General features: G+C 43.6%; 13 protein-coding genes and 3 CRISPR repeat arrays (1 of these 16 running past the window's edge). All 13 genes read left to right on the top strand.

The window, feature by feature from the left end:
• A CRISPR array of direct repeats spans positions 1–2,487; the repeat unit is 32 nt; unit sequence GTCGAAGCTTATATAGCTTCGTGGATTGAAAT; it reaches 719 nt to the left of the window's first position.
• A gap of 97 nt (positions 2,488–2,584) precedes the next feature.
• Positions 2,585–2,947: direct repeats of the CRISPR family, unit length 32 nt; unit sequence GTCGAAGCTTATATAGCTTCGTGGATTGAAAT.
• Between the two features lie 259 nt (positions 2,948–3,206).
• Positions 3,207–4,073, top strand: a complete 867-nt coding sequence (gene cas6 / locus BQ9856_RS15875; RefSeq protein ID WP_235839226.1) for a CRISPR system precrRNA processing endoribonuclease RAMP protein Cas6 — start codon at positions 3,207–3,209, stop codon at positions 4,071–4,073.
• A 15-nt stretch (positions 4,074–4,088) separates the two neighbouring features.
• Entirely contained in the window at positions 4,089–5,027 is a 939-nt protein-coding gene (locus BQ9856_RS15870) for a DUF6602 domain-containing protein (protein ID WP_077611900.1), read from the top strand.
• A gap of 16 nt (positions 5,028–5,043) precedes the next feature.
• Positions 5,044–6,657 carry a Cas10/Cmr2 second palm domain-containing protein gene (locus BQ9856_RS15865; protein WP_077611899.1) on the top strand — a complete coding sequence of 538 codons (1,614 nt, stop codon included), beginning with the start codon at positions 5,044–5,046 and terminating at the stop codon, positions 6,655–6,657.
• Positions 6,658–8,784, top strand: coding sequence for an RAMP superfamily CRISPR-associated protein (locus tag BQ9856_RS15860; RefSeq protein WP_077611898.1), 2,127 nt, complete (start codon positions 6,658–6,660; stop codon positions 8,782–8,784).
• Positions 8,762–10,267 (top strand): RAMP superfamily CRISPR-associated protein, encoded by a 1,506-nt coding sequence (locus BQ9856_RS15855; RefSeq protein ID WP_077611897.1) that lies wholly within the window; start codon positions 8,762–8,764, stop codon positions 10,265–10,267. Before BQ9856_RS15860 ends, BQ9856_RS15855 begins: the two co-directional genes overlap by 23 nt.
• Entirely contained in the window at positions 10,268–10,873 is a 606-nt protein-coding gene (gene csx19 / locus BQ9856_RS15850; protein WP_077611896.1) for a type III-D CRISPR-associated protein Csx19, read from the top strand. It begins immediately after the preceding gene.
• A complete protein-coding gene (locus BQ9856_RS15845) occupies positions 10,836–12,881 on the top strand; it encodes a TIGR03986 family type III CRISPR-associated RAMP protein (protein WP_077611895.1) in 2,046 nt (681 codons plus the stop codon). Before csx19 ends, BQ9856_RS15845 begins: the two co-directional genes overlap by 38 nt.
• A 212-nt stretch (positions 12,882–13,093) precedes the next feature.
• A CRISPR array of direct repeats spans positions 13,094–13,589; the repeat unit is 32 nt; unit sequence GTCGAAGTCTGTGTGGCTTCGTGGATTGAAAT.
• 565 nt (positions 13,590–14,154) lie between these two features.
• Positions 14,155–15,399, top strand: a complete 1,245-nt coding sequence (locus BQ9856_RS15835) for an ABC transporter substrate-binding protein (protein ID WP_077611893.1) — start codon at positions 14,155–14,157, stop codon at positions 15,397–15,399.
• Between the two features lie 116 nt (positions 15,400–15,515).
• Positions 15,516–16,406, top strand: coding sequence for a branched-chain amino acid ABC transporter permease (locus tag BQ9856_RS15830; RefSeq protein ID WP_077611892.1), 891 nt, complete (start codon positions 15,516–15,518; stop codon positions 16,404–16,406).
• A 10-nt stretch (positions 16,407–16,416) separates the two neighbouring features.
• On the top strand, positions 16,417–17,442 hold the full coding sequence (locus BQ9856_RS15825) for a branched-chain amino acid ABC transporter permease (RefSeq protein WP_077611891.1): 1,026 nt from the start codon (positions 16,417–16,419) through the stop codon (positions 17,440–17,442).
• Positions 17,443–17,444: 2 nt separating this feature from the next.
• Positions 17,445–18,245 carry an ABC transporter ATP-binding protein gene (locus BQ9856_RS15820; protein ID WP_077611890.1) on the top strand — a complete coding sequence of 267 codons (801 nt, stop codon included), beginning with the start codon at positions 17,445–17,447 and terminating at the stop codon, positions 18,243–18,245.
• Positions 18,238–18,936, top strand: a complete 699-nt coding sequence (locus BQ9856_RS15815; RefSeq protein ID WP_077611889.1) for an ABC transporter ATP-binding protein — start codon at positions 18,238–18,240, stop codon at positions 18,934–18,936. Before BQ9856_RS15820 ends, BQ9856_RS15815 begins: the two co-directional genes overlap by 8 nt.
• A 12-nt stretch (positions 18,937–18,948) precedes the next feature.
• Complete coding sequence (locus BQ9856_RS15810) at positions 18,949–19,806, top strand: aminotransferase class IV (protein ID WP_077611888.1); 858 nt, start codon at positions 18,949–18,951, stop codon at positions 19,804–19,806.
• Positions 19,807–19,867: the final 61 nt, after the last annotated feature.

The raw sequence follows: 19,867 nt of genomic DNA, 5'->3' as shown, positions 1-19,867 counted from the left end.
ATATGCAGTCGAAGCTTATATAGCTTCGTGGATTGAAATTTATACTCAATTACTTTTAATTCATTCAATTTCTGTCGAAGCTTATATAGCTTCGTGGATTGAAATCTCTAATACTGCTACGATCTGCCGTATCTGGCTATGTCGAAGCTTATATAGCTTCGTGGATTGAAATTGTTGCAAACCGTAAATTTTACCGTTTGCCTTTGTCGAAGCTTATATAGCTTCGTGGATTGAAATAATGCCATGGAATCCGAACTCAAACGCATTTATAGTCGAAGCTTATATAGCTTCGTGGATTGAAATACGTTTACAGCAAGTAATGGAGTGTTGACAATTAGTCGAAGCTTATATAGCTTCGTGGATTGAAATATTACTTGCCATGGGTTTCACAGGAGAGAAAGCAGTCGAAGCTTATATAGCTTCGTGGATTGAAATATATTGAACAATTTAAAAACAATAGACACATCGAGTCGAAGCTTATATAGCTTCGTGGATTGAAATCCACTATCGGCGGATTGATTCCGCTTGTAACCGATGTCGAAGCTTATATAGCTTCGTGGATTGAAATAATAGAAGGTTGGTATACTAAGTCCCTTGTACCGTCGAAGCTTATATAGCTTCGTGGATTGAAATAGATATTGGAATCCATGCAGGACGGCTATTTGTAGTCGAAGCTTATATAGCTTCGTGGATTGAAATATCAAAGACAGGTGCATAATAGATATCTTAGCATGTCGAAGCTTATATAGCTTCGTGGATTGAAATTTTTGGGAAAGAGAAGAAGGTGAGGAAGTATAAGTCGAAGCTTATATAGCTTCGTGGATTGAAATACGTATCGTTTCTGAAAATGGTGGGGCGATTACATGTCGAAGCTTATATAGCTTCGTGGATTGAAATCATTTCATCCATGATCCCCATTATTTAATCCTCCGTCGAAGCTTATATAGCTTCGTGGATTGAAATCGATTGTGCCGGGGTAATCTTGCCGGACTTGAGGTCGAAGCTTATATAGCTTCGTGGATTGAAATTAAATGGTTTGAAAGCTATACGGGAACCCTCACAGGTCGAAGCTTATATAGCTTCGTGGATTGAAATTAAGAGAATATCAGAGCGGAGCCTCACTAACCGGGTCGAAGCTTATATAGCTTCGTGGATTGAAATTCCTTATAATCCTCGAGTTGATCCAGCGTATACAGTCGAAGCTTATATAGCTTCGTGGATTGAAATCAATGCCGATCACGACACGGTCGCCCGCGACACTGTCGAAGCTTATATAGCTTCGTGGATTGAAATCTTACTATATGCTCATTGAGCACAGCTTTCACAGTCGAAGCTTATATAGCTTCGTGGATTGAAATTCTGTCAGAAAAATCATTCCCCCGGCGTTACACCGTGTCGAAGCTTATATAGCTTCGTGGATTGAAATGGGAAATGAAAAGTTATGTAAACAAAAAAGAAAAGTCGAAGCTTATATAGCTTCGTGGATTGAAATTGGATTTTTACCATTCGAATCTCCTTCCTAAGCTGTCGAAGCTTATATAGCTTCGTGGATTGAAATCATAAGTATTTATTATCATAGTTATTACCTCCTATGTCGAAGCTTATATAGCTTCGTGGATTGAAATTCCCATATTATCATAAGCATCTTTATATGAAATAGTCGAAGCTTATATAGCTTCGTGGATTGAAATAAGTACCAGGGAAGTTATAATGCCTCAATTCGTTGTCGAAGCTTATATAGCTTCGTGGATTGAAATGAATGCTGTACGGGCATATATAGTCTTTACATTGTGTCGAAGCTTATATAGCTTCGTGGATTGAAATCTTGACGAATTTTCTTATCTCTGGGAATTCCACTGTCGAAGCTTATATAGCTTCGTGGATTGAAATATACAGTGAAATGACAGGAGCCGCCCCGGCATCGGTCGAAGCTTATATAGCTTCGTGGATTGAAATCATATCATACAGCGGCGTATATGGCACATCATATTGTCGAAGCTTATATAGCTTCGTGGATTGAAATCGCGATAGCAGCATTACAAGAAGCTGGATCGAAAGTCGAAGCTTATATAGCTTCGTGGATTGAAATCAGATATTATAATGCCGGCCGCTACAATATGGATATGTCGAAGCTTATATAGCTTCGTGGATTGAAATTTACGTAGCATGCTTTTATAAAAGGTGCTCTCATGTCGAAGCTTATATAGTTTCGTGGATTGAAATTTGCAGGTGTGTCCTTAAGTATTGCAAGGTCAGGTCGAAGCTTATATAGCTTCGTGGATTGAAATTATCGGCGCGGATGCGGATGGTAAAAAGATTTCGTCGAAGCTTATATAGCTTCGTGGATTGAAATCCAAGGCATCTGACAGGCATGTGACGATGTTCGCCGTCGAAGCTTATATAGCTTCGTGGATTGAAATATTGCGGGAAAGGGCCGCTAACGGCTACCATGCTGGTCGAAGCTTATATAGCTTCGTGGATTGAAATCTATTAACGACAAAAATAATAGCCACCTACTATGTCGAAGCTTTATAGCTTCGTGGATTGAAATTGACCCTGTACTACATAGAGGGTATGAATTGGGTGTCGAAGCTTATATAGCTTCGTGGATTGAAATATTACGCCGTCTGTTTTCCACCCGCCACGTTGAAGTCGAAGCTTATATAGCTTCGTGGATCGAAATTGAAATAATCGCGTATAATGTGATTATAGGGTTCGTCGAAGCTTATATAGCTTCGTGGATTGAAATTGTGATATCATCTATCCCTACGCCGGTATTAACGTCGAAGCTTATATAGCTTCGTGGATTGAAATTATAAGGCCGTATCGAAAGCGGGCGACACCTACAGTCGAAGCTTATATAGCTTTGTGGATTGAAATAGCACCGTCCAGCTTACGGTTTTCAAGCCTCCAACGTCGAAGCTTATATAGCTTCGTGGATTTAATTTCTCGCATTAGATAGATCGGCATTTGCAATTAAGTAGAAGCAGATGTAGTAGAGAGAAGTAGAATAAGTATGATAAAAGCATCTAAGTTCATGATAACTAGATGCTTTTTTGTTGATGAAAAATTTCAAAATTATGACAACAAATACATACAACTTGTAGAAAAATGATAATAATTGTGATAAAATATCCTTAACAAATCAATAATGGAGAACTATTATGTGGGATCATTTAAAAATTTTTACTTTAAGAGTTTCATTTATGTCCCTAAAATCAGGAACTCTTCCGCCGTATTTAGGTTCTACAGTAAGAGGTATCATGGGGCATTGTTTTCGGGAATTTGTTTGTACGGCTTCAGAAAATAAATGCTTTTTATGTGAGAAAAGAGAAAATTGCCTTTATGTTAAATACTTCAGTAATACCGGTAAGGAGGCAGGTGCAATCAACCCATATGCTATTTATGTTTTAAAAGACGGCAAAACCGAATGGAGGGAAGGCGAAGAATGTGTTTTTGATTTGACACTTTTCGGTCATGCGGCGGAGGAAGCAGGTATTTATTTGGATGCGATTTTAGCGATGGAGGAAAAGGGCTGGGGTGTTTCCAGGCTTCCCTTTAAACTCATCCGGGTCACTGATGCCAAGACAGGTAAATTGATTTATGCTCAGGGGCGGACTTGGCTGAGAAATTTAACGTATCATTTAATGGATGCAGAAGAACGAGAGGCCAGGACAGTTTTTGTATCCTTTGATACACCGTTACGAATTGTGACCGGAAAGGAATTATGCAGTGTTCCTTCGTTCTCAAATTTAATTCAATTTATCAGCCGCAGATTTTCCCTGATTTCACAGATTTACACGGATCAGAGATTGGAATGGAACGAAAATGCCATACTGGATATGGCAGAAAAGGTTAAAATATCAGGACATAATCTGCGGCATGTGAATTTCGGGAGATATTCCATAAATCAAAAAGGCAATAGGCTTGAGCTTCCGGCAGTTGAAGGCTGGATTCTGTATGAAGGAGATTTGACATTTTTAACTCCTATTTTAGAAGCAGGAAAATATCTTCATGTTGGAAAGGGCGCTACTATTGGATTTGGGCATTATGAAACATTTTATGACAGATGACGAGGAGGAAGGCATATGGAAGAAAATAAGAAGGAAAAAGAAAAAGCAGATAAGACCATATTAGAACTGGCTAAAAATTATATAAATATGGAAAGTGTTTTAGTAAACCAGTTAATGATTCAGACACCGAATCATTATCTTACGACAGGTACTTACCGGGAAGAAATTTGGAAAAGCCTGTTTGAGGCGATAATACCCAAAAAATATTGTATCGAACAAAGTGTTTTTATTATTGATTCTAACGGGAATATCTCAAAAGAAGTGGATCTGGCTGTTTTTGATGAGATGTATACACCCTATATTTTTAAATATGGAAAAATAAAGTTTATCCCCATTGAAGCAGTGGCTATTGTAATTCAATGTAAATCAAAGATAGGAAATGACAGAGACTTACTGTTTAATCTTAGAGAATGGACAGAGAGTATTAACAGATTGGAGACTTCTTTGGATTCTGTAGCTAGAACCATGACAGATGTTCAGGATAATAAAGTACGGAAAAAAGATTTTGAATATACCCAAACAGCAACAAGACCGATTAAGATTTTATGCGCCACAATGGTTACCATTGAGACAGGTGACTTGGAAACACTTTTTGATTTTATATTGCATATTTCTTCCGATAGAAAACGATTGATTAAAAAAATAAAAAATGAGGATTCCGATTTTTCTGAATGGTATTATTCACTCAATCATTTTAATCCTGCTTCCTATGACGGGATATCAAAGGAAGAAGAAAGAGTTAAAAAACAGATAAAGAATATTAACTCTGAAAGAAAATTAACCAATTTACGTATAGCTGATAAATACAATCATGAAAACGTAATTATGTCGCTGATCTTTCAGCTAAATCAGATTCTGATGTTAATTAATAACCCTATGCTTTTTCCGCATGCGGCATATGTAAAGGGATTTAATAACATATTTAGGGAAAGTGATATTAATTTCAGTGAATAAGAAAGAGAGTGTACCTATGACAAAACAAATTTGTCCGCATATTTTTCTTGCCGTTTTTGATGTAAGCGGTATCCAGGATTACATATTTGCAACAAACCGCCTGCAGGAGAATACCGGTGCTTCCATCATTGTCACCGGCATTTTAAAGGAATCTCTCCCTCAGGCACTGAAAAATGTTGAAAAATCGCATCCGGAAAGAAAGGCGATTACTGACTGGATGAATAGCAAAGATCCCCTTTTTTGGGTAGACGGAGGAGAAATATTTGCGGAAATCATTTACATCGGAGGAGGGAATGCCATGGTGGCATTCCAGGATAAAGAAACTTACCAATTCACCCGCGAAGAACTGGCAAAAGAAATCATAAGTAGAAGCACCTCCCTTACGGTCGCCTCTTGTATATGTAACGTAAATGATACCTTTCCGGAAGAACGTAAAAAATTATTAGCAAGTCTGGAAGAGGTAAAAAGAGGCCTGATACGGCAAAGCGGTTTATCTTTGTTTCCGATTGTAGAACAGGACACAGCATTTGGGCTTCCTATTACAGGGACAGTGGAAAAGACTGGAGAAAAAGTCACAAGTGTTCAGATGGAAAAACGGACGGCTTTTCAGGATGAATGCAAAAAAGAAGATTCCATATTTATAACAGCTCCGAATAATAAATACCGTTATGCCGTAGAGATGAAAGACCTGGTTTTAAAAGAGGAAGAAGGCAGCTATGTGGCAGTGGTACATATCGACGGAAATGGAATGGGGGATATGATTCATAGCCGGATTCAAAACATGGAATCTGATTTTAAGAGAGCTTTAACCGATATGAAAGAATTATCTAAAGAGATTTCCCGGACCTATCAAAATGTCTTTAACCATATCGTGGAAAAATTCTGTCAGACCAATGCATATCTTAACGCCGGCAAGACAATTCTGCCCTTGCGGCCGGTAGTGCTGGATGGAGACGATGTGACCTTTATCTGCAAAGGAAGTCTGGGGATTCCTCTTGCGGCAGCATTTTTAAGGCTTTTAATGAAGGAGACAAAGGGAGAGCTGACTGCGTGTGCCGGGATTGCTTTGGTACACAACCATTTCCCGTTCCGGATTGCTTATGAGACAGCAGAAGCCTGCTGCGCAAATGCAAAGAAAAGCTGGTATGGAAGAAAAGACAGACAGATAGCCGGTTATCTGGATTTTCAATTAATGCGGGGAGCGAGTCAGAAAGAGCTGAAGCAGCTTCGTTCAGAAAGGTTTCCCCTAGGTGTAAATCCAGATAAAGTGATGCTGCGGCCTTATTGTGTTTCTCTGGAATGTGACATGGAAGATGACAAATCCTTTGACTTTTTTCATGAGTTAATAAAAAAGCTGCCTGCGAAAACACAAGATAATAGGCGGGGAAAATGGCCCAGAAGCCGTTTAAAAAGGTTGTATGAAACTTACCTTATGGGGACTGAAGAATTAGAAGCGCTGAAACAGGAATATGCTTCCCGTGGATATGATATCCGGGAATTAATGGGAAGGGATCATGTCTCCATGTTTGATGCATTAGAAGTAATGGATTTATATGACCGTAATTTGTTCGATGCCTTGCAGGTACCGGAAGAAAGGAAAAGTGCGGAAAACGCGCAGGGGAGTCGGTAGATGGAAAATGGCTGGTGGCTGATTATTACCTTGAAAAGTGATCTCTGTACGGGTACAGGGGATGGGATCGAAGGTTTGATTGATATAGATATTGCACATGAAAATGGGATTCCGGTAATTCCGGCGAAACGGCTGAAGGGCTGTCTTTTGGATTCGGGAAGAGAGCTTATGGAAAATGGGCTGGTGGAACCGGAGCAGTTGGAATTCATGTTTGGCAAGCCAGGAAAGGATTCTCAAGGAGCTCTGCATATAGGAAGTGCCTTCCTTTATCAGGTTCCCGGGGAAATTTTAGGAGATAGAGAAAACGGAATTCAGATAGAGGATTATAATGAACTGCAGAAAGAGATTCTGGGGCAAGAGGAACTGGGAATTCAGGAAATTCTGGAGTTATTGACAAGGCTTCGCAGCAGAACGGCCATAGAAGAAATATCCGGTAATGCAAAACAAGGAAGCCTTCGTACCATGCGGGTGGTACGAAACGGGATCCGGTTCCGAAGCAGAATTGATCTGTTACGGGATATGGATGACGATTCGATTATGGAGGCTCTTTCATGGTGCGTAAAGGGACTGCGCCACATCGGACTGGGGGTGACAAGAGGATTTGGAGAAGTAACATGTGAACTTCAAAAAATAGAGGATGATAGACAAACAGAGTTTTTAACATTAAAGGAAGATGGCTTCAAACCGGATGAAGAGGTCGAACTGAATTTTGAAATAGAGCTGACAGAACCTGTTCTTCTGGCTGGAAAAAAAGGATTATATGAAGATTGTGAGGAATGGATTACCGGAAGTTCTGTCCGGGGAGCTTTGGCGGCCATGTTCCTGGAAGATCATCATCTGGGAACCAGAGCTCATGAGCATGAGGTTTTCCGCCGTATTTTTTTGCGGGACGGGGTACAGTTTGGCTATGGCTTTTTAAAGAAAAAGAATTTGACTTTCTATCCTTGCCCGGCTTCCATCGTCAAATGGAAAACGGATAAACATCATTTCAATGAAAATGAGATTTGCTTTGACAGGCTTTATGAAAATGACCAATCTAAGAGGAGAAAGGACATTCACAGCTTGGCTGCGTTTCGGGGAGACTGTGTCTGCCTGGCGGCTCCTCAAAAGGAGATGCGTATGCATCATGCCAGACCCAGAGACCGGGGGATCGGTCATGCACTGGGGGACAGGGCAAAGCAACCGGAGGGAATGGGACAGTTTTATCAGTATGTATCTTTAAAAAAGGGTCAAATTTTTGCAGGATGCTGGCGGGGCAGATACCAGGATATCAACTTGCTTCTGCAATGTTTAAAGAAACGGAATAATCATTTTCAATTGGGACGTTCCCGTACGGCTGAATACGGAAGTGCCTGTTTTACACCGCAAGTACCACGAAAAAAAGTGGATTCTGCCACAGGGGATAAGGCAGGTAATCATTGGGTTATACAGCTTCTTACTCCCATGGTGCTGTACAATTGGAAGAAGGCAAGGCCGGAAGCTGACTCTGAACTCTTATGCAGTTTATGGAATGAGGAACAGAATATAGGAGCTGAAATTAAGGAAAAATATTTAAAGTTTACCCATATCGGTGGATACAATAGCAGATGGAGGCTGCCGGAAAGCCAGATGCCCGCACTTGCAGCCGGTACTGTTCTGGTGGTGGAAACGCATAAACCGGTTTCCGGAGAGTGGTTTGAAAGCCGGCGCTTCGGTGAGATGACAGGAATTGGTTATGGCATGGTAAAGGCGGTCCCATTTGGAGAAGGACCAAAGGAATTCAAAGTTATTTCCTGGGAGGAGGATTTGCCGGAGATTCAAAAGGAAAGTTCCTTGATGAGGGCATTGCGTGAATACAGGAGCAAACGGCTCATAAGACAAAGAGAACGCCTGGAGGCATTAAATACAAAAGGCAGATGCCAGCTTAACTCTACAGCCATCGAGCAGTTAATAAGTATGCTTCCGCAGGGAGAAGACCAGCCTTACCAGTATATGTTAACCAGACTGGCTGAAATAAGAGACGAAGAAAAGAAGATGAAAATGAAAAAATTTTTAGAGCCATGTAAAAATAAAAGCAGGGCATTCATCGAAGTGTATTTAGAAAAGGAGAAATGGGGTGTGAGAAATGGCACGGACAGACAGCAATGATTCTAACAAAATTTGCGGACGGCTTTGCATTATGATCCGTGGCACCCTTGACGCACCTATGCTCATAGGGTCAGGTGAGGATGAGATATCGGACAGTGATATAATTCTTGATACGGATGGGACTGCCTTTCTTCCGGGAAGTTCTTTGGCAGGCGTACTAAGGAGCTATTTAAGTAAAATGGTAAATGACAATGAAAAAGGGAAGCAGGAATTGAAATCCCTGTTTGGGTCCGGTCAGGCTGACCAGCGGCAGGAGATAGAGGAAGTTTCAACTGATTCGGAAAATCCGGCTGAGAAGGAACGTCAGAGCCGTTTGTATGTATATGATACCTGGCTGGAGCAGGCAAAGCTGATAAAACGGGATGGTGTCAGGCTTAATAAAAATAAAACTGCAGAGGAATCGGCCAAATATGACTGCCAGGCAGTGGAACGGGAGACTGCCTTTACCATGCGGCTGGAGGTTATTCAGAGAGAGCGGGAGCTAGAAAAGGAAGAAGGTGCTTGTCCGGAAGAGAAATTAAGAATGGTGCAAAAGAGCGATTATAGGAAAATCAAGATCTGTATTGCAGGGCTGATAAACGGAGAAATCAGGGTAGGTGCCAGGAGCAAAAGAGGATTTGGCAAGCTGGGAGTTCATGAAGTAAGAGTTACGGCGTTTGATATGATGTGCCATAAAGAATATAAGGAATGGCTTTTCTGGGACTGGGATAAACAAAATGCTTTTGGCAGATGCAACAGTAAAGTACTGTTACATGAGGATTTGCAGGGATTGGTTAAGGAAAACTTTCAAAGAAGAGAACACCGGCTCAGAATTCCGCTTAAAATTACAAATACGCTGCTTATCCGCCAGTATTCGGGAGTTTCGTTTAACAATGGTAATCTGCCGGATAGTGAAATGTTGCAGGCACAGCATCAATCGGGAACGAAGGCTGTAATACCCGGAAGTACCTGGGCCGGTGCATTTCGCAGCCGTCTGGCGTGTCTGTTGATGCGGCTGGCTGGTTTAAAGGATTGGGAAAAAGCCCAGAGACATTTAAATCCGTTTTTTGGTACGTGGCTTCCGGAACAGGAAAATGGAGAAAAACTTTTATCCTCCAGGGTGATATTTGAAGAGTCGGTGGTAAGCGGTGGACATAAGCTTCCTATAACACGGAATTCTATTGACCGTTTTACAGGAGGTCCGGTGTCCGGTGCCCTGTTTACTGAGTGCGTATGGGTAGGAGGAGAGACAGAACTGGTCATACGCTGGCCTGTGTATGAAGAATCAAGCGATATAACAGATGTGCTTGTGGGTATGCTCCTCTGGGTGGCAGAGGATTTGAAGAAGGGACTTCTTTCAATAGGCGGGGAAGGGGGAGTCGGCCGGGGACTGTTTAATAAAAATGGAGATATTTTTTTAGATGAGGAAAGGCTGGTAAACCTGGAACGATACCAGACGGCAGCAGTGAAATGGTGTAAAAAACAGAAGGAGGCACCAAGGTAGATGCAGGAATATGATTATATATTTTCAGCAAGTTCTAAAGAGCAGACAAATGAACTTTACCGGATAATCCGGAAATATTTTTTAGGGAGCGCATATGTCTATGCAGTATTGGATTTTGGAGTAGTTCTTGGAAAATATGAAGCCGGGAATATTTGTGTTGGATTTGGGGATGAAAAGAGAATTGGTACCCTTCCTGTGGAAGCAGTCAGAGAACTGCGGATATTTGATGCCAGTGGAGAATTCAAGGCTGTAAGAAAGGGAATGGATTTTGCAATACGGGTTTGCATGGATGAGGCCGGCAGTCAGAAACCGCTTTGCAAGAATGAGGTGCAGAAAATCTGGGGGAGGGTTAAGCAAAAGGTGGGAATTCCCGGATGGAGCCTGTTGGAATCAGAGCGGGGGAGCCGGATTTTATTTCCTGAGGAAGCAGAATTGAATGCTGAAAAAGGATTGGTCGTAAGGAAGTATATCGATATTCCGGAAGACAGGGATGGGAAAAAGGAATTATTTCAATTTTCTGATGAACGGCTCTGCGGATTTAGAGACTGGAATGCTTATTTAAACAGTTATGCAGTTACTGGAAAGGAGGAGCAAAATGGAATCTGAAAATAGAAAATCTCTTAAGTGGAGAGAAGGGGAACGTTTTATCAATCCTTATAATTTCATACCGCTGGAAGATAAAGTGGAGCGTGGCTTTTTTTCTGTGGATTATGAAGACAGCCATACCGGGTATTTTGATTGCAGTCTGGAACTTTTGACTCCTTTGATTATACCGAATACTTCATGTAATACAGCTCTGCATACAAAGGATGAATTGGAACGTGCTAATGCCGGCTCTAATACAGTAAGCTACGATTTCTTCTCCTATGAGGATTTATCGTCAGGGGAAGGAAAAGCCGGCGGACCCTATGAGCCGGTGATTCCGGGGTCAGAGATACGCGGAGCGGTAAGAAGTGTTTATGAAGCTGTATTTAAAGGCTGCATGTCCGCTGTCTCGGGGGAACGTACCTTGGGGCGAAGATGTATTGAGCCTAAAATGGCAGGAATTTTAAAAAAGCAATCCGGCGAATGGAAGCTTTATCCTTGTTACAGATCTAGATTAGCTGTTGAGAATGAAAACAAAGGCTCTGCCACAAAAAAATTTGTGATCTCAAGGACGGAGTATGACAGGTTGTCGGAAGGTGAGTTGCTTTATGTTGAGATAGGACCAAAGAGTGTAATTCGAAATTATATGGTGCCAAAACAAGGTTTATTATGTCCAAAAGGCTGGGAAGAAGGATATTTACATAAAGGTGAAGATATTTCAAAAAAGAAATATGAATCAGTTTTTATAAAAATTAAAAAAAACGGGATACAGGTTAGTTTATCTGATTTGGAAATGCTAAAAAAGGTTTTGGAAGAATACGGAAATAAAAAAAAGAACCGTTTACTTGAGTCCAATGAGCATACCGGTTATAAAGAATACAATATTGATAAGATAGAATTCCTTCCTGTATATTACACTTGGATAGAAAATAAGCCGTTTTATCTATCACCTGCCTGTATCGGAAAAGAATTATTTGATAAGACCGTAGAAGCTCTGCTGAAAGACAATGGAGGATTTCAGCCATGTAATGATTTAAAAGAAGTCTGCCCAGCCTGTTCGGTTTTTGGTATGATTTCAGGAAAAAACGGAAAGAATGCTGCGCTTGCTTCCAGACTTCGATTTACGGATGCGCTTTTGATAAATAAAAGTGCTGGAGGTTATGGGTCGGATTATTATATGAATCCAATCGTATTACCAGAGCTCGGAGAGCCAAAGCCAGGAACAGCAGAATTTTATACGTATCCGCCTTATAATAATTCGGAAAAAAGGAAATGGAAGTTTTCACAGGGGTATTGGACCTATGATTATTATTGCATAAAAAGTAAAGTTAATAATACTAACAGGGTTATGATGATGGGTAATCGGCCTAAGCTTCGTGGAAGAAAGTATTACTGGCACAGTGATGAATGGAAAAGTTATGTAGATAACGGATATGAAGAGTTAACGGCTATGAAGCAGAAAGTAAGGCCGCTAAAGCCTGATAGCAGGAATCTATTTAAATTCCGGGTTTATTTTGAGAATTTTTCTCACAAGGAATTACAACGGATAAAATGGTCTCTGGATTTCAATGATGCAGAGTGTGCCCATAAAATAGGAAGGGCGAAACCACTGGGATTTGGAAGTGTGAAAATTCATGTGGATGAGTTAAGGTTTCGTGATATTAACACGGAAACCGGAGCCTGGGAAATGAGTAAACAGAATTTAGGCGGGCTATTGACAGATTTTACAGAAGAAAAGGGAGAAGCCGTTGAGGCATTGAAAATCATGGCAAATTGGGTGAAAAGGCCTGGAAACCTCGGCTTATTAAAAAGAGGGGGTAATACAATTCCGGTATGCTATCCGAAAGGCGAAGATACAAGTAAGAAAGGAGATAATGCGTCTGCTTCACATCAATGGTTTGCCGGTAACCGTAACAGAAGTCAGGATTCAAATAATATGCAGCCAGTTTTCGCTAAGATACTTCCAGAAGTGAAGGATGAAGTGGGGAATAATGAAGAAAAGTGGCTTTATAAATTAATAAGGAAATAAGAAAGTGGATTCATGATAGAATTTTTATAATTATATTTTTCCGTGCGAATCCTAAGTGAACATGAATTCCCTGGGGGATTCGCACTCGAATTTAATTAAAAAACAGCTTAATATTTGAAAAAAACGATTTTTGTTTGTTTATCATTTGTTTGTGCTGTATAATGTTTACTAAATGCATGGAAAAACCAGTAAATATATTGGAGATTTTTGCTGTCGAAGTCTGTGTGGCTTCGTGGATTGAAATTGGTCAATGTGGCTATGGGAGTGATTACCCTGCTGTCGAAGTCTGTGTGGCTTCGTGGATTGAAATATCAAAAAAGCCCGAATACACGAGGTATCCGGGCAGTCGAAGTCTGTGTGGCTTCGTGGATTGAAATCAGAGAACTGGCTCATTGTGAAGGATACAACGGAGTCGAAGTCTGTGTGGCTTCGTGGATTGAAATTTTAAAACTTATTTCCCCGTTGCGGACAAACTTACGTCGAAGTCTGTGTGGCTTCGTGGATTGAAATTATGACGATGACGGAAAGATACCGCCGGACTTTTCGTCGAAGTCTGTGTGGCTTCGTGGATTGAAATTTGTGGCTTCATATGCGTCCCCTCCCTTAATAGGTCGAAGTCTGTGTGGCTTCGTGGATTGAAATTGTGTTGATGATCTTAATTTGACCCCGTTTATTTGTCGAAGTCTGTGTGGCTTCGTGGATTGAAATACAGGCTGCACGGCGAACGCTTACAATGTATACCGGTCGAAGCTTATATAGCTTCGTGGTAAGTGGTAAACTACCTGTCCTCTAACATTTCGGATATTTTTTGAGATAATTATGTGAAAGTTTAAAAAGTTTGCAACAAACTTTTCAAACATTACACACTTTTTTCAAAGGAGGACCCGACATGATACACACGTGGATACTATTCAGATCCAAGGCTTGTTGCTTTTTATCCTCAAACAAACATTTGATTTGCCACAAATATAAAAAAATTAAGGAAATTAAGGCATATCATACAAAAACCACTAAAATTTCAAAAAACCACTTGTATTTTTAAAATACAAATGGTATAATTCTCCCAACATATCAAACGAGAGAACAAAGGAGTCTCAATCGCAGGTGGTGCGATTGCGGCTCCTCTTGCTTTTCCGGACCATTGTCCTTTAAAAGCAAACCGGACTCTTAAGGAGAACAAGGAGGTTTTCCCTTGCATAACTGCGGGAAAGCCTCCTTTTGTATTTCCAAAAACCGTTTTATATGACAAAAAAAGCATGAGGAGGAACCGAATATGACAAAAAGATTATTATCTGCAGCCATTACTGTGGCTATGACAGCCGGCCTGCTCGCCGGATGCGGGTCATCTGCGCAGCAGAACGCCGCAGGCGGCAGTACAGCTGCTGCAGACACAAAGGCCGCTTCCGGGGAAACAACGGCCGCAGGGGCAGCCGCCGTTCAGGGGGATGGAAAAACCATTAAAATCGGCGTGATCTGTTCTTTGACAGGAGGTTCCGCTATTTATGGAGAAGGTGCGCAGAATGCCATCACCATGGCGGCGGAAGAAATCAATGCAAGTGATTCGGAATATAAGGTTGAGATCGTTAACGGCGGAAAATTAGCCGATGATGCCAGTGATGCCAAACAGGCCATTAACGCTTATAACAGCCTTATAAAGGAAAGTCCGGATGCGGTTGTTGGATGCTTCTTTTCTTCTGTTACCCTTCCCATTGCCGAACAGGCATCAAAGGACAACATGCTTCTACTTGCAACAGGAGCCACCAATAAAGATGTAACATTAAAAGGCCCCAGCATTTTCCGTGACTGTTTCATTGACCCCTATCAGGGCAAGATGGCGGCGCAGTTTGCCAAAGAAAAGGGCTGGACGAAGGCAGCCGTCATTTATGCAAAAGATGATGACTATTCCAACGGTTTAAAGGATGCCTTCATTGAAAACGCCGAAGCAAATGGGATCGAGATCGTATACACAGGCGAGTGCACCACAAAAGATACGGATTTCTCCTCCCAGACGTCCCAGGCAGTGGCAAAGGGAGCTGATTTTCTGTTCTATCCCTGTTTCTTAGATACGGTCCCCCTTCTCGTGGGAGCGGCAAGAGACGCAGGCTTTGAAGGTGCCATCATGGGAGGCGACGGCTGGGATGGAGCCGACACGGCAGGCTTTGAAGATAAATTCGATAACTGTTATTTTACCAACCATTACTCCTCAGAAGATACAGCTCCGGCCGTATCCAATTTTGTTACCAAATTTACGGAAAAATACGGGACAGAAAGCTTAAATGCCTGTGCAGCCCTTTACTACGATGCCATTTATATGATCGTGGAAGCAGCGAAAAACGGCGGTGCAGCCGATACCGCTTCCTTAGTAAAAGGAATGACCGGAATGACCTTCACCGGCGTAGGCGGAACCTTTACCCTTGATGAAAATGGCGATCCGGAAAAATCAGTTGCCATCAATACTTATGAGGGCGGCAAGGTGAAGTGGCTTATGACCCTTTCCCCGGAAGGAACTAAGAAATAATGTTTGAAGGGATTTAAAAGGTAAGGTCTTAAGAACAACAATAGGGAGATGTGCATAAAGACCTGGGAAACGTCTTTGGTGCACATTTTCCTTTTGAGAGAGAAAGGAAACCGCCTATGACATTTTCATTATTTTTCCAAAGTCTGATCAATGGATTCAACCAGGGCGCCATTTATGCCCTGATTGCACTTGGCTATACCATGGTCTATGGCATCATCCGTATGATTAATTTTGCCCACGGGGATTTCATCATGATTGGTGCCTACACCTTGTTCTATACCATTCCGCTTATGGTGAATGCCGGGATGCCGGCCTGGCTGTCCGTGATACTTGCCATTGTCATATGCGCGGCGGTGGGAGTGATCGTTGAGGTTGTAGCCTATAAGCCGGTCCGCAAGGCCGGTTCCATGTCTGCGCTCATTACGGCTCTGGCCATGAGCCTGTTCCTGGAAAATCTGGCTATGGTATTGTTCGGGGCAAAGCCACACAACGTACAGAAAATATTTGATCTGCCATCCGTCAATGTGTTAGGAGCGGCCCTTCCGTTAAATGTTCTTCTGACCATTGGGATCGGTGTGGTCATGATGGCGGGCCTCCAGCTTTTCATTAAAAATACAAAGATGGGGAAAGCCATGCGGGCGGTTCCACAGGACCGGGATGCTTCCATACTTGCAGGCATCAATGTCAACCGGGTCATCACCGTGACTTTTGCCATCGGCTCCGCTCTGGCTGCGGTGGCGGCACTGATGTACTGCGCCAAATATCCCCGTGTGACCAATGACATGGGTTCCATGATGGGGCTGAAGGCATTTATCGCAGCGGTCCTGGGCGGCATCGGGATCATTCCGGGAGCCATGCTGGGCGGCATTCTGGTAGGACTCATTGAAATCTTTGTAAAGCTTTTTGCTCCGGGCTGGTATGAAGCCATTACCTATGCCATCCTGATCGTCATACTTTTAGTAAAGCCGTCCGGCATTCTGGGTAAGAATGTGGGCGAGAAAGTTTAGGGGGTGGACCATGGAAAAACGGTATAAGGTTTCCTATTTCATTAATTTTCTTGGAGCGCTGGCTGTTTTCGCCCTGTTTGTCCTGCTTTTTGAGTCAAGGGTATTTGGGGCCTCCACCCAGTATATCAAGGGAATATGTACCACCGCATGCTATACAATTATAATGGTAGCATCTTTAAATCTGGTGGTAGGGTGCATGGGAGAATTTTCCCTGGGCCATGCGGGCTTCGTGTCGGTGGGGGCTTATGCCTCGGCCATTGTATCCGGTGCGCTGGCGGGTAAGGGGCTCCCGGATATTGCCCTGTTTCTGGTGGCCCTGCTTGCAGGCGGGATCGCGGCCGGGATCACCGGGGTTCTGGTAGGCATACCGGTTCTTCGCTTAAGAGGGGATTATCTGGCCATCGTAACCGTGGCATTTGCGGAGATCATCCGAGTCTTATTCTGCAACCTTTCAATTACAGGAGGGGGAAAGACCATGAGCGGCATCTTGAAGCTTTCCGGCTTTTACTGGTGCTACTGGATCATGGTGGCATGTGTCACGGTGATGTATATGTACGTGCGGAGCCGCTTCGGAAGAACGGTAAAGGCCATCCGGGAAGATTATATCGCAGCGGCTGCTTCCGGTATAAATGTTACGTATTATAAGGTGCTAACCTTTACGGTAGCTGCATTTTTCGCCGGAGTGGGCGGCGGAATCTATGCCCATTACATGACTGCCATGATCCCGACCAATTTTAACTTCATGTATTCCGCGGAACTGTTATCCGAGGTCATCATCGGCGGAACCGGTTCCCTGACCGGCTCCATCATCGGTGCGGCCTTCCTTTCCTCGCTCCCGGAAATGATGCGCCAGTTCTCCCAATACCGGATGTTAGCCTATTCCGTTGTCCTGGTACTGGTCATGATCTTTAAGCCCGGCGGCATTTTCGGAGAGTGGGAATTTTCTTTCACCCGCCTCTTTAAGCGCTTAAGCGGAAGTACAGAAGGCAGCAGGCATGCGGTAAAAGAACAGGAAAATGCGAAAGGAGGTGCATAGGTATGGCAGGAGCAGAGAAAAAAGTCCCGGTACTGAAAGCCCGGAATCTGGGGATCCGCTTCGGCGGCTTAAAAGCGGTGGACAGCTTTAACATGGAGATCGGAGAATCCGAGCTGGTGGGCCTGATCGGGCCTAACGGTGCCGGAAAAACCACGGTGTTCAACTTAATCACCGGAGTTTACAAACCGACGGAAGGTTCCTTTTACTTAAACGGCCGGTGCATGAACGGGAAAAAGACCCATCAGATCGTAGAGGCGGGAATTGCCAGGACCTTTCAGAATATCCGTCTGTTTCAAAAAATGTCGGTCATTGACAACGTAAAGGCCGCCATGGGCGCCAAGCTGTCCTATGGCCTGGTTCATGCTGTTTTCCGCACACCTGCCTACTGGAAGCAGGAAGCGGCTCTGACTGCCAGGGCAAAGGAGCTGCTGGAAATCGTTCATTTAAGCGGAAAAGAGGAGTGCGAAGCGGGTAATCTGCCCTATGGGCAGCAGCGCCGTCTGGAAATCGCCAGGGCTCTGGCTACGGATATGAAGCTTCTCCTCCTTGATGAACCGGCAGCGGGCATGAACCCGACGGAAACAGAGGAGCTTCTTGAGATCATCAATTACATCCGCAATGAATTCCGGATCCCGGTCCTTCTCATTGAGCATGATATGAGTCTGGTCATGAAAATCTGTGAACGGATCCAGGTGCTCGATTTCGGTACCACGATCTGCTCCGGGACGCCGGAGGAGATCGCCAATGACCAGAAGGTTATCGAGGCGTATTTGGGAAAAGAGGAGGTGGAGGAGGATGCTTGAGGTCAAAAATCTGGCAGTGTCCTATGGCGCCATAGAAGCCATACACAATGTTTCCATGGAGGTACACCATGGGGAGATCGTCTCCCTCATCGGAGCCAATGGAGCGGGAAAAACCACCATACTCCGGACCATTTCCGGGCTTAAAAAAGCGGATGACGGAGAGATTCGTTTCGACGGGACGGATTTGAGAAAGACAGAGCCCAGCAGGATCATCACCCTTAAGCTGGCTCATGTGCCGGAGGGCAGGCACATTTTCCCCCAGATGACCGTAGAGGAAAATCTGGAAATGGGAGCCTTTACCGACGGAAAAGACATGGAAGCCAGCATGGACGATGTGTTTGAACGGTTTACCCGGTTAAAGGAGAGGCGCAGGCAGCTTGCCGGGACCTTATCCGGGGGAGAACAGCAAATGCTTGCCGTAGGCCGGGCCCTGATGGCAAAGCCCAGAATGATCCTTATGGATGAACCATCCATGGGCCTTTCTCCTCTGCTGGTTAAGGAGATCTTTTCCATTATCAGGGAGGTCAATAAAAAGGGCATCACCATTCTTCTGGTGGAACAGAACGCCAGAATGGCCTTATCCATTTCCAACCGGGCCTATGTCATGGAAACGGGGAAGATCACCATTCAGGGAGATGCAGGGGAGCTGTTAAAGGATGCCAGGGTAAAAAAGGCATATCTGGGACAATAGGAGGCTAAACGTATGAAAGAACTTGCTTATTATGACGGAAAGATCGGAACGCCTGAGGAACTGACGGTTCCTTTTAACGACCGGGTACATTTTTTTGGAGACGGTGTCTATGATGCAACCGTAGGAGGCAATCACAGGGTTTACTTACTGAAGGATCATCTGGACCGTTTTTATTCCAGTGCAAGGGCTCTGGACATTAAGATTCCCATGGAAAAAGAAAAACTGGGAGAGCTTTTGACAGAGCTTCTCTCCAGGGTAGAGGGAGAAACCCATTTTGTCTACTGGCAGGTGACAAGAGGGGCAGCGGCCAGAAACCACATTTACTGTGAGGATATGATGGGAAAGCTATGGGTCATGATACGGCCCAATAAACTGCGGGACCCGGAGGTGCCGGTCAAGTTAATAACCAGAGAGGATACCCGGTTCCTGCACTGCAATATCAAGACCTTAAATCTGCTTCCGTCGGTCATGGCTTCCCAGGAAGCGGCAAGGCTTGGGGCGGATGAGACCGTACTTCACCGGGGAGATGTGGTGACGGAGTGCGCTCACAGCAATATTTCTATATTAAAGAACGGTATATTTCTTTCCCATCCCAATGACAATCTGATCCTGCGCGGCATCTCAAAGACCCATATGATAGCCGCCTGTTACAGGCTCGGCGTTCCGGTTCTGGAGCGGCCGTTTACCCTTTCCGAGTTAATGGACGCGGATGAAATCCTGGTGACCTCTTCTTCCAACTTCTTCCTTTACGCCGGGCAGGTGGATGGAAAACCGGTGGGAGGCAGAGACACCTCGACATTAAAGCGGATCCAGAATGCGGTAATTGAGGAATATCTGGCGTATACGGGAAAGAAGAGCATATTTGATTAGGAGTNGTGGGAATTTTCTTTCACCCGCCTCTTTAAGCGCTTAAGCGGAAGTACAGAAGGCA

This window comes from Clostridium sp. Marseille-P2415 (genome assembly GCF_900155545.1).
Lineage (GTDB): Bacteria > Bacillota > Clostridia > Lachnospirales > Lachnospiraceae > Lacrimispora.
Note: the sequence above shows the minus strand (reverse complement) of the source record. Positions and strands in the feature narration are given on the sequence as shown.

Bases quoted from the DNA above. Each gene is read 5' to 3' on its own strand.
- BQ9856_RS15815 (WP_077611889.1), top strand. From the start codon at position 18,238: ATGCTTGAGGTCAAAAATCTGGCAGTGTCCTATGGCGCCATAGAAGCC.
- cas6 (WP_235839226.1), top strand. From the start codon at position 3,207: ATGTCCCTAAAATCAGGAACTCTTCCGCCGTATTTAGGTTCTACAGTA.
- BQ9856_RS15870 (WP_077611900.1), top strand. From the start codon at position 4,089: ATGGAAGAAAATAAGAAGGAAAAAGAAAAAGCAGATAAGACCATATTA.
- BQ9856_RS15820 (WP_077611890.1), top strand. From the start codon at position 17,445: ATGGCAGGAGCAGAGAAAAAAGTCCCGGTACTGAAAGCCCGGAATCTG.
- BQ9856_RS15855 (WP_077611897.1), top strand. From the start codon at position 8,762: ATGGCACGGACAGACAGCAATGATTCTAACAAAATTTGCGGACGGCTT.
- csx19 (WP_077611896.1), top strand. From the start codon at position 10,268: ATGCAGGAATATGATTATATATTTTCAGCAAGTTCTAAAGAGCAGACA.
- BQ9856_RS15825 (WP_077611891.1), top strand. From the start codon at position 16,417: ATGGAAAAACGGTATAAGGTTTCCTATTTCATTAATTTTCTTGGAGCG.
- BQ9856_RS15860 (WP_077611898.1), top strand. From the start codon at position 6,658: ATGGAAAATGGCTGGTGGCTGATTATTACCTTGAAAAGTGATCTCTGT.
- BQ9856_RS15830 (WP_077611892.1), top strand. From the start codon at position 15,516: ATGACATTTTCATTATTTTTCCAAAGTCTGATCAATGGATTCAACCAG.
- BQ9856_RS15865 (WP_077611899.1), top strand. From the start codon at position 5,044: ATGACAAAACAAATTTGTCCGCATATTTTTCTTGCCGTTTTTGATGTA.
- BQ9856_RS15845 (WP_077611895.1), top strand. From the start codon at position 10,836: ATGCAGTTACTGGAAAGGAGGAGCAAAATGGAATCTGAAAATAGAAAA.
- BQ9856_RS15810 (WP_077611888.1), top strand. From the start codon at position 18,949: ATGAAAGAACTTGCTTATTATGACGGAAAGATCGGAACGCCTGAGGAA.
- BQ9856_RS15835 (WP_077611893.1), top strand. From the start codon at position 14,155: ATGACAAAAAGATTATTATCTGCAGCCATTACTGTGGCTATGACAGCC.